At 68.7% G+C, this 14,446-nt stretch carries 16 protein-coding genes; 4 read left to right on the top strand and 12 right to left on the bottom strand.

Annotated features, from left to right (window positions below):
* Nucleotides 1-109: 109 nt before the first annotated feature.
* From AC3E6M_RS03770 to AC3E6M_RS03740, 7 genes are all read right to left on the bottom strand, one after another.
* Nucleotides 110-955, bottom strand: coding sequence for a hypothetical protein (locus tag AC3E6M_RS03770; RefSeq protein ID WP_490529086.1), 846 nt, complete (start codon nt 953-955; stop codon nt 110-112).
* The gene (locus tag AC3E6M_RS03765; protein ID WP_490529085.1) at nt 952-1,146 is read right to left on the bottom strand and encodes a hypothetical protein; all 195 of its coding nucleotides are present in this window, start codon (nt 1,144-1,146) and stop codon (nt 952-954) included. Before AC3E6M_RS03765 ends, AC3E6M_RS03770 begins: the two co-directional genes overlap by 4 nt.
* The gene (locus tag AC3E6M_RS03760; protein ID WP_490529084.1) at nt 1,146-1,460 is read right to left on the bottom strand and encodes a hypothetical protein; all 315 of its coding nucleotides are present in this window, start codon (nt 1,458-1,460) and stop codon (nt 1,146-1,148) included. The genes AC3E6M_RS03765 and AC3E6M_RS03760 overlap by 1 nt, the downstream gene beginning before the upstream one ends.
* Before the next feature lie 99 nt (nt 1,461-1,559).
* The gene (locus AC3E6M_RS03755; protein ID WP_490529083.1) at nt 1,560-1,883 is read right to left on the bottom strand and encodes a hypothetical protein; all 324 of its coding nucleotides are present in this window, start codon (nt 1,881-1,883) and stop codon (nt 1,560-1,562) included.
* A gap of 537 nt (nt 1,884-2,420) precedes the next feature.
* On the bottom strand, nt 2,421-2,798 hold the full coding sequence (locus tag AC3E6M_RS03750) for a helix-turn-helix domain-containing protein (RefSeq protein ID WP_490529260.1): 378 nt from the start codon (nt 2,796-2,798) through the stop codon (nt 2,421-2,423).
* 247 nt (nt 2,799-3,045) lie between these two features.
* Nucleotides 3,046-3,813, bottom strand: coding sequence for a hypothetical protein (locus AC3E6M_RS03745; protein ID WP_490529082.1), 768 nt, complete (start codon nt 3,811-3,813; stop codon nt 3,046-3,048).
* Nucleotides 3,810-3,992 carry a DNA-binding protein gene (locus AC3E6M_RS03740; RefSeq protein ID WP_490529081.1) on the bottom strand — a complete coding sequence of 61 codons (183 nt, stop codon included), beginning with the start codon at nt 3,990-3,992 and terminating at the stop codon, nt 3,810-3,812. The genes AC3E6M_RS03745 and AC3E6M_RS03740 overlap by 4 nt, the downstream gene beginning before the upstream one ends.
* Before the next feature lie 132 nt (nt 3,993-4,124).
* Here AC3E6M_RS03740 and AC3E6M_RS03735 point away from each other — a divergent pair, with 132 nt between their 5' ends.
* Together AC3E6M_RS03735 and AC3E6M_RS03730 are read left to right on the top strand one after the other, a co-directional pair.
* The gene (locus AC3E6M_RS03735; RefSeq protein WP_490529080.1) at nt 4,125-4,664 is read left to right on the top strand and encodes a hypothetical protein; all 540 of its coding nucleotides are present in this window, start codon (nt 4,125-4,127) and stop codon (nt 4,662-4,664) included.
* Nucleotides 4,664-5,746, top strand: coding sequence for a tyrosine-type recombinase/integrase (locus tag AC3E6M_RS03730; protein ID WP_490529079.1), 1,083 nt, complete (start codon nt 4,664-4,666; stop codon nt 5,744-5,746). Before AC3E6M_RS03735 ends, AC3E6M_RS03730 begins: the two co-directional genes overlap by 1 nt.
* Nucleotides 5,747-5,792: 46 nt before the next feature.
* Here the strand turns inward: AC3E6M_RS03730 and glnA are convergent, their stop codons facing one another.
* Complete coding sequence (gene glnA / locus AC3E6M_RS03725; RefSeq protein WP_230007814.1) at nt 5,793-7,217, bottom strand: type I glutamate--ammonia ligase; 1,425 nt, start codon at nt 7,215-7,217, stop codon at nt 5,793-5,795.
* Nucleotides 7,218-7,318: 101 nt separating this feature from the next.
* Between glnA and AC3E6M_RS03720 the strand changes: the two genes are divergently transcribed.
* Nucleotides 7,319-7,777 (top strand): RDD family protein, encoded by a 459-nt coding sequence (locus tag AC3E6M_RS03720; protein WP_138176050.1) that lies wholly within the window; start codon nt 7,319-7,321, stop codon nt 7,775-7,777.
* 45 nt (nt 7,778-7,822) lie between these two features.
* On the opposite strand, the gene AC3E6M_RS03715 is transcribed toward AC3E6M_RS03720, so the two are convergent.
* A complete protein-coding gene (locus AC3E6M_RS03715; RefSeq protein ID WP_138176052.1) occupies nt 7,823-8,533 on the bottom strand; it encodes a DUF4191 domain-containing protein in 711 nt (236 codons plus the stop codon).
* A gap of 120 nt (nt 8,534-8,653) precedes the next feature.
* Between AC3E6M_RS03715 and AC3E6M_RS03710 the strand changes: the two genes are divergently transcribed.
* Nucleotides 8,654-9,697 carry a hypothetical protein gene (locus AC3E6M_RS03710; protein WP_490529078.1) on the top strand — a complete coding sequence of 348 codons (1,044 nt, stop codon included), beginning with the start codon at nt 8,654-8,656 and terminating at the stop codon, nt 9,695-9,697.
* A 17-nt stretch (nt 9,698-9,714) separates the two neighbouring features.
* On the opposite strand, the gene sucB is transcribed toward AC3E6M_RS03710, so the two are convergent.
* From sucB to AC3E6M_RS03695, 3 genes are read right to left on the bottom strand one after another with little or no spacing between them, the layout of a single operon-like run.
* Nucleotides 9,715-11,472 carry a 2-oxoglutarate dehydrogenase, E2 component, dihydrolipoamide succinyltransferase gene (gene sucB, locus AC3E6M_RS03705; RefSeq protein ID WP_490529077.1) on the bottom strand — a complete coding sequence of 586 codons (1,758 nt, stop codon included), beginning with the start codon at nt 11,470-11,472 and terminating at the stop codon, nt 9,715-9,717.
* 54 nt (nt 11,473-11,526) lie between these two features.
* Nucleotides 11,527-12,900, bottom strand: coding sequence for a dihydrolipoyl dehydrogenase (gene lpdA / locus AC3E6M_RS03700; protein ID WP_490529076.1), 1,374 nt, complete (start codon nt 12,898-12,900; stop codon nt 11,527-11,529).
* Complete coding sequence (locus AC3E6M_RS03695; RefSeq protein WP_490529075.1) at nt 12,897-14,363, bottom strand: leucyl aminopeptidase; 1,467 nt, start codon at nt 14,361-14,363, stop codon at nt 12,897-12,899. Before AC3E6M_RS03695 ends, lpdA begins: the two co-directional genes overlap by 4 nt.
* Between the last annotated feature and the right edge of the window lie 83 nt (nt 14,364-14,446).

Here is a 14,446-nt window from a genome sequence, read left to right as displayed (position 1 = left end):
GTGGTGAGTCCCCGCCTCAGCGGGGTGACCGGTCCTCACCAACCCGGCGAACCGTGTCGGCCCCAACCGGAAAGGACGGCGGGCAGGCAACACGGTCGCAGTCATGGACTCAGTCCGACGAGATCGACGGGTAGGCCTGGCCGGCGCGGACCGCACGCCGGACGCCCAACGGCTGCGACGGAGCCTCGGGCGCCGGGAGACGAACCTGCCGGCGCGAGTTGAGCTTCTCCTCGACCACGGTCGGCGTGTTCAGCTGGATGCCGTCTCGAGCGAGGGCCAGCCAATCGAGGTGACCGCGGGTCTTGCCCTCGACGTAGTAGCCGGTGGCGATCGACCAGTTGTCTCCGGCGGCGAAGAGCACCGAGTAGTTCGGCTCGGTCATCCCGGGCGAGCGTGGGAAGAAGTGCGCCCGGACGTCGTCCATGGTGGGGCCGAGATCGAAGAGCTTCGACATCGACGTCCGGAAGGTGACCAGGGGCGCGAGAGCAGACCACGCGCGGGGCACTGCTCGCCATGCCGCAGCCGCGCCCTCGTCGGCCAGCTCGATGACATCGTCGGACGTGGTGTCGAACGTGAAGCCGTAGTCCCGTGCGGCCGCGATGAGCGGCGCGGCGAGCTCGTCGAAACGCGGCTGCAGCGACTCGACCATGCTGTCCAGCTCGGGCACCACCTCACGGGCGATCGCCTGAGTCAGCTCGTCCGTGACCTTGAGCTGCCCGACTTGCAGGCCGTTCCCGCCGAGCCCCTCGGTGACGTGCCAGCGGATGGAGATCGCCTCGACACGGTCGCGCAGCTCCTCGTCGGACAGCGCGAGGACGTCGTCCGGAACCGGCATCTCGGCATGCTCGTTCGCGACCTGAATCAGCTCGAGACCTCGGCTCAGCGCCTCGGGAACGTCGACCCCGACCACAGCACAGCGGGATGCGAACTCGTAGAGACCAGCGGTGGTGATCACGCGCTCACCGCCAGCTTCTCGATCATGCCCAGTTCGAGGAGGTGCTCGATCTGGCTCTGTTCGGTGGCGTCCGGGAGGAGCGCGTGACGGTAGACGTACTTGTCGCCGCCGGCGATGAGCCGCGCCACGACGACCGGCGCGACGACGCGGTACCGGGAGCGGCCCTGGATGTACGGGTTCGTGTGGCCCATCAGCCCCACGCCTTCCGGTACAGGTCGCTCTGCGACGCTGCCGGCGCGGCCTCGGGCTGCTTGCCCCAGGCGCGCTCCGCGAGCGCGGCGGCCGCGGACGGCGCGGCCGCCGAGGATCCCGAAGCCGACGTGCGGGACGCGCGAGCGGCATCGAACGCGGCGAGCACCTGATCGTTCGGTGCATCCGCGGGCAGACCGAGACGGTCAGTGACCTTCTTCCGCGACGACGCGACGTCGTTACGGGGCGCGCGGGCCGCGGCGCGCGCACGCGCCTGGCTCGGGTAGAGCGGGGAGAGAAGAGGGCTGAGGGCCATGGGAGCCTCCGGGGTGTCTGATCGACTACCGCGCCGGCCCCTGGCCTGTCACGCGTTGCCCCCTGGGCTCCTAGCTGAAGAACACCGGCCCCTGGCCCGTCACGTCTCCGCCGTGAAGAACTCTATCGCCGACACCCCGCGCCGAAGCGGAACAGGCCCGTCCGGCGCGGCAAGGTGCGGCCGGTCTTCCAGCAGCGCCCCCAGCAGCTCATCGACGTGGGTCCATACGATCGCGCCGCGCCGGTCGAGAACCTTCTCCATCCCGATGATCAGATCGAAGTCACGCGGATCCCTCAACCGGTCCCGGAGGAACACGCCCAACAGCATCCGGTTTGCCTCGGTCAGCGCCGCGCGCGCCTCCCGCAACTCAATCCGACGACGCGCCGCCTCCGCCGCCAGCGACTCATCCGACCGACCGCTCACTGGGATCCGCCCCCCTGCGTGACGCGACGGGAATCGAAACGCGACGGAACACGAAACGCGACGGGGGGATTCGCGCCAGGACCGCGCAGGAGGCTGGCAGCAGGTCGAGGTGCTGAGATTTTCATCCGCGCGTACTGGACTCGCCTCTCGAAGCACAGCAGGTCACGACCACCTGCACGACGGCCAACGGCCCCCGGTTCGTGAGCACCCTCCTGCTCGCCATCATCAGCGAGCGTCGCCGGGAGGCGGCGCAACGGTGAGCGCCTCGTAAGGGGCTGCGGTACTCGCACCCCCTTCCGTGCTGCCAGCGTGACGTCGCGTTGAGCCTCCTCGCCGGAGGGGCATCGACCGGCAAGCCGGTCGATCCGCGACGAACTGTCGACCAAATGCTTGATGAACTCAGGCAGGGAGCGGAGCGAGCGGCGAGCGCCCGGGAGGGCGCGCACAGCCACGGCAGAGCGGCGAACGCGAGTAGTTCTTACTTCGTGACCGACTGTCGGGCTAGTTGCCGAACCCCAACTAGCCCCGTCATTCGGTCTAGTTGACCGCCGCCAACTGGCCCGGGCGTCGGTCCAGTTGAGCGGCGATCCGATAGCGAGCCGACCGCCCCTGACGCCCCGGCTCGTGCTCGACGATCGCGCCAACCTCGACGAGACGCGCGAGCGCGAGCTGCACTGTCGAGCGGGCGATACCGAGATCAGTGGCGATCGTGTACTGCGAGGGCCAGGCGATCCCGTCCCTGTCTGCGCGCTCAACGAGGGCCACGAGCACCCACCCTTCGTGTGTTGAGAGGCCGAGTTTTCGCAGCCCACCTTGGGCGAGCCATCGCGTTGTGATGCGTGCCACACCGCTCAGACCTCCCCGGGATCGGTCAAGGGCGATGCTGTGCGCCCCGTAGGTGTGAACTCTGACCATGTCGCAGGTGCCGACAGGGTCCCGTGCGGCGTGCGCCATCCGTTCGGCCGCTGAACGGGCCACTCGAGCATTACGACCGTGCAGGCCGCACACGGCTGCTTCACCGTAGAGAACCCGCCACCGCCTGCCTGCGCCGCCCAACCGAGCTGCGGGGCGCACGTCGCGCACAGCCCCGCCGCTTCCGCAAGCCGGACGACCCTGTCGAACGTGCGTGCCTGCGACATCGTCTCCGGCTTCGGCGCGGACATCACGGCATCACCGTCCGAGCATCGCGCTCGGCGATGCGAACGAACTCGGCCGTGGCGGCTTCGAGGTTCCCGCGCATAGCGATCGCTACGTCGAGGTCGAGCGAATCGCCGAGCGCGCTGGACCAGATGTACGGCTGGCCCTCGAAGTAGTCGCCGACCGCGAGGCCGGGTTGCTCGCTGACCACAACGGTGTAGATGCACTCCACCGACACACCCGCGATCGTGTCACGCTCACCGTGGGACGGTGCGCGGAACGAAATCATGGCGTCGAACGCGACGATCTCGCTGACCTCGCATTCGGTGGCCCACGAAGGCCACAGGTCCCGCGGGTACGCCGGCGGCTTCCATCCCCATTTCTTCACGACCTCGTCAACGATGCGTTGCTCGGACAAGCCGATCTTCTCGGCGTCGGCGGCGGCCGCTGCCCAGTCGACATGCGCCCGCACCCGGGCCTGCATCGCGGCCAGAGAGTCGGCGTACCTGCGCGCCCAAGCGGTCACACCCTCGTGACCTCGACGGAGGCTCGGGTCCTGGGTAATGTCGGGCATGATCGTTCCTTCCGGGTTCTGGTCTTCGCCCTCGGATGCCGGTGCAACGGCTCCGGGGGCATCTTCATGTCGGATCGACTCGCGCGCCTCAGTGCGCGTGTCGAACGCGAACGTCGCGTCGCACAGCGTCTCGACGCCGTCGATGACGACCGTGCAGCGCGCTGCGTAGCCGCCGCCCCGCGCGACCGTGACCACCTTGTGTGTCCTCGGCGTCTTCACTTCGCGTCCTCGAACAGGTCGGCGAGGTCCTGCGCCGTGCTGACTCGCCGCCCGCCGACGACGCGAGACTTCAGTGCGCCGGTCTGCCAGAGCCAGCGAACCGATGCCTCCGTTCGGCGCAGTTCACGGGCTACCTCCGCGCAGAAGTAGAACTTCGGGATGGGGTTGGGATCGGTCATGGTGATATCTCTCCGCTCGGTAGTTGCGTGGCCGTGACGCCGGTGTGCAAGTGAGCGTACATCAGACTTGCGTATCTACGTCAAGTCCCAGCAATTGCATGTTGCTGACATGCGCGGGCATGATTGGGAACCGTGGCTGAGACTCGTGACCCCTGGTTTGCTCCCGACGAATGGGTCCGCGTCTCGACGGGCATCTATCTGCCCCGCGTTATCGAGGTGGAGGGCTACGAGCACCCGAGCATTCCGGACGCATCGATCGGCATGACGGCGGTGTGGTCGGAGGAGGAACGCTCCTACGACGTGGTGAGCTTCCACATGAAGCGGCCCGCTGGAGTGACATCTGCAGTTCTACGTCAGCTGCCCATCCAGACCGCGCTGCGCAGTGTCGTTCGCGAGCGCGCGCGTGAGTACGACCCCGAAACAGGCGGACCGCGGCCAGTCGCTTTCGACCGTGAGCGAATGCTTCAGCTTGCCGCGAACGGGCCTCGGAACCCCGCGACTCTGCACGAGGTCGGTCGGGTGTATGCGCTTGCGGAAGCTCTTCTCGATCCGCCGACAGCGGCCGTGGCCGAAACCTTCAACATCCCTGGTCGCACCGCGAGCCACTGGGTGAAGCTGGCGCGCGAGCGGTCATCCCTCGGCCTAGTGGAGCGCCACGAAGGGCGCGGTTAGTGGCGTCGATCAAGCAGCGACCTGACGGCACCTGGCGAGCACGCTACCGAGGCCCGGACGGTCGCGAGTACGCGAAGCACGCTCGACTGAAGCGCGAGGCGCAGGCGTGGCTCGACGAGGCTACGGCGGCGATGCAGGCCGGGACGTGGGTTGATCCGAATACGTCGAAGATGACGATGGGGGAGTGGCTCGACCGGTGGGAAGCAGGGTACGCCGCGAACAAGCCTGGCACGGTCAAGTCGGCCGGCGTGCACCTGAAGCTGATCCGGGCGAAGTTCGGCACCCGGCAGCTCCGCACGATCCGCGCGCAGGACGTGAAGATCTGGATGGCCGAGCTGTCCGAGAAGTACGCCCGCTCCTACGTGTACGCGATCCACCGGCGCCTGTCCCAGGTGTTCACCGACGCCGTGCACGACGGCGTGATCGCGCGATCGCCCGTCTCTCGACGCACGAGCCCGCCGACGCCGACACAGCGCCCCTACGTGGCGACCACGGCGCAGGTCTGGGCGCTCTACGACGCCCTCCCGCGGTCCTACCGGAACCTCGTGCTACTGGGGGCGTTCGCTGGCCTCAGGGCGGGGGAGATGGCCGCCCTGACCCGTAGCGACGTCGACTGGGATGCGCCTTCGATCACGGTCAGCGTGCAGCACGACGGCGAGGAGCTGAAGTCGGAGACCTCGAGCGGCACCATCCCGATGCCGACCGAGCTCGCCGCCATGCTGAAGGCGGATGCCGGCGAGACGATGATCGTCCCCGGCGTCTTCGGCCGCGGTGTCACCGCCTGGCGGCTGAACGAGGTGTGGGCGGAGACACGGACGACGATCAAGGGCCTGCCCGAGGGGTTCCGCATCCACGACCTGCGGCACTACTTCGCTTCGCTGCTCATCGCGGCCGGTCTCGACATCAAGGTCGTGCAGACCCGGATGCGGCACGCCTCGCCGGTCATCACGCTGCGGACGTACGGGCACCTCTGGCCCGACACGGACGACACCTCTCGCGCGGCCGTGGCGGCCGTCCTGAGCGCGCGAAAGAGCCCTCCGGGTGCGGACCCGGAGGGCTCTTCGTCAGATTCTGCGGACTAAACGCGGACTTGGCGTCCGTTCTGGCCCGGAATCATGCGCCAGGACGTCAGACCCCGAAGTACAGCTCGTACTCGAAGGGGTGCGGGCGCTGAGCGATCGGCTGGATCTCGTTCTCGATCTTGTACTCGATCCAGGTGTCGATGAGCTCCTGCGTGAAGACGCCACCGGCGAGCAGGAACTCGTGGTCAGCGCGCAGGGCCTCGAGCGAGTCGAGCAGCGAGTTCGGAACCTGCGGGATGTTCTTGGCCTCTTCGGCGGGGAGCTCGTAGAGGTCCTTGTCGACGGGCTCGTGCGGCTCGATGCGGTTCTTGATGCCGTCGATGCCGGCCATCAGCTGCGCCGCGAACGCGAGGTAGGGGTTGCCCGAGGCGTCCGGCGCGCGGAACTCGATGCGCTTGGCCTTGGGGTTCGTGCCCGTGATCGGGATACGGATGGCCGCGGAGCGGTTACCGGCCGAGTACACGAGGTTGACCGGAGCCTCGAAGCCCTTCACCAGACGGTGGTAGCTGTTGAGGGTCGGGTTCGTGAACGCGAGCACGGCGGGGGCGTGAGCCAGGATGCCACCGATGTACCAGCGCGCGATGTCCGAAAGCCCGCCGTAGCCGGTCTCGTCGTAGAACAGCGGCTTGCCGTCGTTCCAGAGCGACTGGTGGGTGTGCATGCCCGAACCGTTGTCGCCGAACAGCGGCTTCGGCATGAAGGTCGCGACCTTGCCCCACTCGTTGGCGACGTTCTTGACGATGTACTTGAACTTCAGGATGTCGTCAGCCGCGTGCACCATCGTGTCGAAGCGGTAGTTGATCTCGGCCTGACCGCCCGTGCCCACCTCGTGGTGCGCGCGCTCCAGGATGAGACCGGCGTCGATCAGCTTGAGGCTGATGTCGTCGCGCAGGTCGGCCTGCTTGTCGACGGGCGAGACGGGGAAGTAGCCACCCTTGTAGGGGGTCTTGTTGGCGAGGTTTCCGCCCTCTTCCTCGCGACCGGTGTTCCAGGCGCCCTCTTCGGAGTCCACGGAGTAGAAGCTCGAGTTCTGCTTCACTTCGTAGCGGACGTCGTCGAAGATGTAGAACTCGGCCTCGGGGGCAAAGAACGCGGTGTCGGCGATGCCGGTGGAGGCGAGGTACTTCTCGGCCTTCTTGGCGACCTGACGCGGGTCCTTCGAGTAGATCTCACCGTTGCGCGGGTTGTAGATGTCGAAGACCATGATGAGCGTCTTCGCCTCGCGGAACGGGTCGAGGTACGCCGTGGTCACGTCGGGGATGAGCTGCATGTCCGACTCGTGGATGTTCGCGAACCCGCGGATCGACGAGCCATCGAACAGCTGTCCGACGGTGAAGAACTCCTCGTCGACGGTCGAGGCGGGGATGTTGAAGTGCTGCTGCACACCAGGAAGGTCCGTGAAACGGATGTCGAGGAACTTGACGTCCTCGTCCTGGATGAACTTCAGCACCTCGGACGAATCTTTGAACATGAAGACTCCAGAGGTAGAACATTCGGGATCGGCCAGGCTCGGCCAGCCTCCTCGACCATACCCAGAACCGGTGTCTCTGCGATATCTCGCATGTTTCGGGCATGTTACGCGGCCCCGATTACGCTGGAGGGGTGACCGTCCCCGTCGACAACGAATATCCGGGCCAACGGCTCGGCCTTCCCCGCGAGGGACGCGGCTCCATCGCCCGGCCGGGTCGCCGCGTCGCCGCGCTCCTCATCGATGTCGCGAGCGCCGGACTCATCGGCTACGCCTTCTTCTCGACACCCGATCCGGTGACCGGCATCCCGTTCGCCAACCCGATCGCGACGAACCTCATCTTCTTCCTCGTGCAGATCGTCTTCATCCCGTTGATCGGGGGGAGCCCCGGACACCGGCTGCTCGGGATGCGCCTCGAGCTGGCATCCGGCGGCTGGGTGGGTCTGTGGCGGCCGATCGTGCGCACGCTGCTCCTCGCTCTGATCATCCCCGCGGTGGTGTGGGACGCCGATCAGCGCGGTCTGCACGACAAGGCCGTCGGCACCGTGCTCGTACGCAGCTGACAGACGGAAAAGGCCCCGCGGTGTGCGGGGCCTTTTCGTGTGAGGTCAGCGGGGACGCGGAGCGCGCATCTTCGTCGGGTCCACGCCCTTCGGGATCGGCAGCGACGCCAGCCCCTGGGACACCGACGACACGCGCTTGATGACGGCGGCCTGCGTGGTGCGGTCGACCTTCTTCGGCAGCGACTTGATGGCCGACGCGAGGTTCTTGATCTGCACGTCGTCGTCGCCGTGGCCGACGTAGAGAACGGTGACCGGCACCCCGGCGGCGACGCGCTGGACGCGACCGCGCTCTTCGGTGATCAGGCGACCCAGGCGCGTCCGCGAGCCCTCGCCGATCAAGACGACGCCGCCCCGGCCGATGGCCCGGTAGACGGCCTCCTGCGTGCGGGGGTTCACGGCGATGGGCGTCTCGGAGGCCTGCCAGTTGCGGCCGAGCGACGACGACAGCACGTGGCCGGTGGCGCCGGGCATGCCGTCGATCTTGCGGTACATCGCGCGCGTCGAGAGTCGCGTCATCATGATCATCGCGACCAGGATGCCGGCGAGCAGGCCCGTGACACCCCACAGGATGACGCTCCAGATGGCGACCGGAGGGATCAGGAAGCCGACCAGGACGCCGAGTCCGATACCCACCAGGACGATGCCGGCGAGCGCGAACGGGAGCCAGCGGTACTCCTTCTGCGTGAAGGTGTACAGGGTGCGAAGCTGGGAGAAGAATCCCGGACGCTTCTCGGGGGTGGAGGTGCGAGCGGCCATGGGATCGATTCTATCTTCGCGCCCGGCATCGCTCCTCCCCACGTGGCAGGTTCGTGGATCCGTCCACGAAACAGGCCGTGGATGCGCACTCGGGTGTCTGGACCTCGCGAGTATCGGGGGATGCGCACCGCTCACCCCGCAACCACGATCGACAGCCTCGAGGGATACCTGCACCGGCGTCGACGCAGCACTCTGCCGTTGACGCCCGGCGAGGCGGCGACCATCGCGATCGCTGTGGTGCGCGGATGCGCCGATGCCTCCCTGCGCGCGCGGGGCGGAGAGTGGTGCCTCACCGCCGAGGGGCGTCCCGTGCTCATCCCCGACCCGGATGCCGATGATGTGCTCGCCGCGACGGAACGGATCCTGGACGACCTCGTGACCCTCGTCGACGCCGACGTGCGACCCGGCTTCGCCCGACTGCATGACGTTGTGCTCACCGAGCCACCGCGGGCGTGGGACATCGGGGAGCGGCGCTTGCTGGCGGTCGTCGAGCCGCAGCCCATCGTGCTCGGTCCCCTCACCCCGGGCGAGCCGCAGGTCGCCGGGCCGCCGCACGTCGAGGCCGAGGGATCCGCGGATGCCGCTCGCCCACCGCTCCTCGACGGAGTGCGCCGCGTGCTGCGTCGCGGCGCGTCGCGTCGCGGCCTCGTCCTTTCGACGGTGGGGGTCGCCGCGCTCGTCGTGGTCGGGGCGTCATCGATCCCCGCGGCACCCTCGGAGACGACGACACCTGTTCCCGTCGCGTCGCTGTCGCCCGGGTCCTCCGTCTTCTCGTCGACGGCTTCTCCCGCGGCAAGCCCGTCGGACGCTTCGCCGACGGCGACCGCTTCACCGTCGGCTCCGTCAGCGACGGCGACCCCGCCCGTGATGGCGGGCCCATCCGCGGACGACGACGTTCGCTCCGCGGCTCCGCAGGTTCTGAAGCAGCTCGCGGCGTGCCCCGATGTCGAATGCGCCTCGACGCTGCGCGAGGCGCCTGAGGACCCCGGCGAGCCCGCGCTCCTCGACCCCGCAGGCGCCGAACTCGAGGTCGTGGACGACTTCGGTGGGCTCGCCGTCATCCGCCTCACGGGGGCGGACCGCACTCAGTACGTCACCCTCGTACGGGAGAACGACCGATGGCTGGTCCGCTCCGTCAGAGACGTCGCGGACCAGCCATCATGAGGCCGATCAGGCGGGGATCAGATGCCGAGGTCGCCCTCGAACTGCGCCGCCTCGAGGCGGGTCTTCACCGCGCCGAGGAAGCGGGCGGCATCCGCGCCGTCGATGATGCGGTGGTCGTACGACAGTGCGAGGTACGCGTACGAACGGACCGAGATCGCGTCCTTGCCGTCGACCGAGACGACACCCGGCTTCTTGACGACGGCGCCGAGGCCGAGGATCGCCGACTGCGGGAGGAAAACGATCGGCGTGTCGAACAGCGCGCCGCGCGAACCGGTGTTGGTCAGCGTGAACGTGCCCCCAGCGAGCTCGTCGGGCTTCAGCTTGTTGTCGCGCGTCCGCGTCGCGAGGTCAGCGATCTCGCGAGCGAGCTGGGCGATGTTCTTCTCACCGGCGTCCTTGACGACGGGGGTGAGCAGGCCGCGCTCCGTATCGACGGCGATCGACACGTTCTCGTGGGCCGGGTAGACGATCTCGTCACCCTCGACCGTGGAGTTGATGATCGGATACGCCTTGAGTGCCTCGACGGCCGCGAGGGCGAAGAACGGCAGGAACGACAGCTTGTCGCCCGTCTTCTGCTGGAACTCGCCCTTCACACGATCACGCAGCGCCGCGACCTTCGTCACGTCGACCTCGACGACCGTGGTGAGCTGCGCGGTGGCCTGCATCGACGCGACCGCCCGCTCGGCGATGACCTTGCGCAGGCGCGACATCTTCTGCGTGGTTCCGCGCAGCGGCGAGACCTCGACCGGTGCGGCGGGCGCGGCGGCGGCGGGCGCCGCCTCGGATGCGGCGGGAGCGGCCTTCGCAGCCTCGGCGGCCTTGAGGACGTCCTCCTTGCGGATGCGGCCACCGACACCGCTGCCGGTCACCGTCGCGAGGTCGACACCCTGCTGCTGGGCGAGGCGGCGCACGAGCGGCGTGACGTACGTGATCTCGTCACCGCTGGCCGCGGGGGCGGACGGCTGCGCGGCCGGGGCGGGCTGCTCGGCCGGCTTCTCGGCGGCGGGCTGTGCCGCAGGGGCGGGCTGCTCGGCGGGCTTCTCCGTGGCAGGTTCGGCCTTGTCCTGCACCTCGTCGGGCTGCGGCTGCTGGAGCGGCTTGTCCTCGATCGCCGGTGCGGGCTGCGCGGCGGCGGGGGCGCCAGCGCCGCTGCCGATACGGGCGAGGGCAGAGCCCACGGCGACCGTCTCGTCCTCCTGGACGAGGATCTCCTGCAGCGTGCCGGCGACGGGCGAGGGGATCTCGGTGTCGACCTTGTCGGTCGAGATCTCCAGCAGCGGCTCGTCCACGGCGACGTCGTCGCCGACGGCCTTGAGCCAGCGGGTGATCGTTCCCTCGGTGACGCTCTCACCGAGCTCGGGCAGCTTCACCTCGGTCGAGTCGTCCGAACCGGACGACGCCGGTGCGGGCTGCTCGGCCGGAGCGGCTTCGGCGGGAGCGGACTCCGCGGCGGACTGGGCGGGGGTCTGCTCTTCGGCGGCGGGAGCCTCTTCGGCAGGAGCCGCTTCGGGCGCGTCGTCGGACGACGAGCTACCGGAGCCGTCACCGATCTTCGCGAGGATCGCGCCGACCTCGACGGTCTCGTCCTCCTGGACGAGGATCTCTTCGATCACGCCCGAGACGGGCGAGGGGATCTCGGTGTCGACCTTGTCGGTCGAGATCTCCAACAGACCTTCGTCCTCCTGGACGGTGTCACCGACCTGCTTGAGCCAGCGGGTGACCGTTCCCTCGGTCACGCTCTCGCCGAGAGCGGGGAGGACGACGGAAGTGCTCATGGATATGTCTCCTTCGTACCGGATGCGGTGTCTAGCTTAGTGACGGCTGGGGGATCAGAGTGCGTGCAGCGGTTTGCCGGCGAGCGCGAGGAACGCTTCACCCAACGCTTCGCTCTGGGTGGGGTGGGCATGGACGAAGGGCGCGATGTCTTCCGGGTGCGCCTCCCATCCGACGGCGAGTTGCGCCTCGGTGATCAACTCGCCGACGCGATCGCCGACGAGGTGCGCTCCGACGATGGGCCCATCGACCCGCCGGACGATCTTCACGATGCCGGAGGTACCGATGATCTCGCTGCGCCCGTTGCCCGCGAGGTTGTACTCGTACGCCTGGACGGAGTCGGAACCGAAACGTTCCTGGGCCTGGGCCTCGGTGAGTCCCACGGAGGCGACTTCGGGGTGCGAATAGGCCACCCGGGGGACATCGACGTCGGGCACCAGAACCGGTGCGAGACCGCCGATCTCCTCCGCCACGAAGATGCCCTGCTGGAATCCGCGATGGGCGAGTTGCAGACCCACGACGATATCGCCGACCGCCCACACGTGCGCGGCGGTGGTCCGGAGTCGTTCGTCGGTCGAGACGAAGCCGCGCTCCAAACGGATACCGGCCTCCTCGAAGCCCATGCCCGAGGTGGCGGGACCACGTCCGACGGCGACGAGCACGTAGTCGGCCTCCAGGGTGGTGCCGTCGTCGAGCGAGACGGTCACACCGTCCGCGCGCTCGGCGACCGACGAGAACCGTCGCCCGAGCTGAAAGGCGATGCCGCGCTTGCGGAAAGCCCGCTCGAGCGCCTTGCTCGACGAGACGTCCTCGGCGGGGAGCAGATGGGGGAGCGCCTCGACGATCGTGACCTCGACGCCGAACGAGCGCCACACGCTCGCGAACTCGACACCGATGACACCGCCGCCCAGCACCACGACACGGTCGGGAACGACCTCGAGGTCGAGAGCCTGCTCACTCGTCAGGATCCGACCCCCGATCTCGAGACCCGGGAGGCTGCGGCTGTACGATCCGGTCGCGAGGATCACATCGGTCCCGCGGTACACGTCGTCTCCCACGCGCACGGCCGGACCCGCTTCGAGCGTCCCCTCACCGCGGACCACACGGATGCCGCGCGCCGAGATGAGCCCCTCGAGGCCCTTGAACTTCTTCGCGACGATGCCCTCACGGTAGGAGCGCACGCGAGCGGGGTCGATACCGTCGAACGACGCCTGTACCCCGATCTCCGCGGCCCCACGCGCGGCATCGGCGACCTCGGCGGCGTGGAGAAGCGCCTTCGTGGGGATGCACCCGCGGTGCAAGCACGTCCCGCCGAGCTTGTCCTTCTCTACGAGAACGACGTCCTTGCCCAATTCCGCCAGACGGAGGGCGGCGGCATACCCGCCGCTGCCCCCGCCCAGCACGACCACGTCGGCGCGGTACTCGGTCACCGGATGCTCCCCGCCGAGATCAACTCCACGAGCGAGCGCACGGTGGCGCCGGTCACGCCCTTGTCGGTGAAGCCATACGGCGCGCCCTTGTTCATGCCGACACCCGCGATATCGAGGTGCACCCAGGGGATGCGAGGAGCATCGGCCTCGTCGGACACGCGTCCTACGAAGTGTCGGAGGAACAGGCCGGCGAAGAGCGAGCCGCCCGCGGGGTCGCCGATCTTCGCGTTCTGCAAGTCGGCGATGGGGGAGTCCAGCTCATCGACCATGTGGGCGGGCAGCGGCAACTGCCAGGCCAGCTCGGACACGCGTCCCGCGGCAGCGAGGTACTCGGCGACCGCTTCGTCCTCGCCCATCACACCCGTGTGCCGGTTCCCGAGAGCGACGGTGATGGCGCCGGTGAGAGTGGCCACGTCGACGATGAGGTCGGGGTTCTCACGGCTCGCGGCGACGAGGCCGTCGGCAAGCACCAAGCGGCCTTCGGCGTCGGTGTTGAGCACTTCGACGGTGCTGCCGTCGAGCATGCGCAGCACGTCACCGGGACGGGTCGCGCGGCCCGACGGCATGTTGTCCGCGATGCACAGCCACGCGCTGACGCGGACCGGAAGCTGCATCTCGGCGGCCGCCCGGAGCACCGCGAGCACCGTCGCGGCGCCGCACATGTCGTACTTCATCCCCACCATCGAGGCGGCGGGCTTGAGCGACAGCCCGCCGGTGTCGAAAGTGATGCCCTTGCCCACGAGAGCGACGTGGCGCTCCGCACCGGTCGGGGAGTACTGCAGGTGCACGACGCGGGGCGGGCGGTCGGATCCCTGGCCGACGCCCAGGATGCCTCCGTAGCCGCCGTCACGGAGAGCCTGCTCGTCGAGCACCTCCACCTCTACGGGGAGACCCTTCACGGCCTCGACGGCGGCGTCGGCGAAGTCAGCCGGTCCGAGCCACTCGGCGGGGGTCGTCACGAGGTCCTTCACGAGCGCAACGGCGCCGGCGACCGCCGCCACGGCGGTCTGATCGGCCTCGGAGGGCGACGTGGCCGTGTGGACCGTCACGCGGGTCGCGCGGGACTTCGGCGCCTCGCTCTTGTACCCGGCGAAGCGGTATCCGCCCAGGGCGGCGCCCTCGGCGAGCGTGCTCCACCCGGCCTCGACGAGCGACTGCACCGCGACGTGGTCGAAACCGGTGAGCTGACGAAGTCCCGTTCCGACGGCGTCGCGGAGGGCAGCGGCATCCGGACTCGCACCGGCGCCGACGACGGCGACGGGCAGAGAGACACCGGGGACGTGCACACGCTGGAACGACCCCGACGCGCCGGTGAACCCGACGGACTTCAGTGACGCGCCCAGACCATCCCATCCCTGCGGATCGGAGGTCGCTCCGTCGGACTTCGCGACCACGAGGAGGATCGCATCGGCGTCGGACTCGAGGACGGAGCTGTCGGTGTGCGTCACGGAGGGGAAGGGCATGGGTTCCATCCTAGGTTCGCGACTTGCGGGCGAAGCGGGACACCCCGCGCGGTGGCTGTTCGCTAGAAGCGGGACGCTCCACC

The sequence above is a fragment of the Microbacterium sp. SCPM-O-B-15248 (M128) genome, from assembly GCF_058214835.1.
Note: the sequence above shows the minus strand (reverse complement) of the source record. Positions and strands in the feature narration are given on the sequence as shown.

Coding starts and splice junctions, on each gene's coding strand:
- AC3E6M_RS03765 (WP_490529085.1), bottom strand. CDS start 1,146: ATGGGCCACACGAACCCGTACATCCAGGGCCGCTCCCGGTACCGCGTC.
- sucB (WP_490529077.1), bottom strand. CDS start 11,472: ATGAGCACTTCCGTCGTCCTCCCCGCTCTCGGCGAGAGCGTGACCGAG.
- AC3E6M_RS03760 (WP_490529084.1), bottom strand. CDS start 1,460: ATGGCCCTCAGCCCTCTTCTCTCCCCGCTCTACCCGAGCCAGGCGCGT.
- AC3E6M_RS03720 (WP_138176050.1), top strand. CDS start 7,319: ATGTTACGCGGCCCCGATTACGCTGGAGGGGTGACCGTCCCCGTCGAC.
- AC3E6M_RS03695 (WP_490529075.1), bottom strand. CDS start 14,363: ATGCCCTTCCCCTCCGTGACGCACACCGACAGCTCCGTCCTCGAGTCC.
- glnA (WP_230007814.1), bottom strand. CDS start 7,217: ATGTTCAAAGATTCGTCCGAGGTGCTGAAGTTCATCCAGGACGAGGAC.
- AC3E6M_RS03740 (WP_490529081.1), bottom strand. CDS start 3,992: ATGACCGATCCCAACCCCATCCCGAAGTTCTACTTCTGCGCGGAGGTA.
- AC3E6M_RS03715 (WP_138176052.1), bottom strand. CDS start 8,533: ATGGCCGCTCGCACCTCCACCCCCGAGAAGCGTCCGGGATTCTTCTCC.
- AC3E6M_RS03710 (WP_490529078.1), top strand. CDS start 8,654: ATGCGCACCGCTCACCCCGCAACCACGATCGACAGCCTCGAGGGATAC.
- AC3E6M_RS03750 (WP_490529260.1), bottom strand. CDS start 2,798: ATGGTCAGAGTTCACACCTACGGGGCGCACAGCATCGCCCTTGACCGA.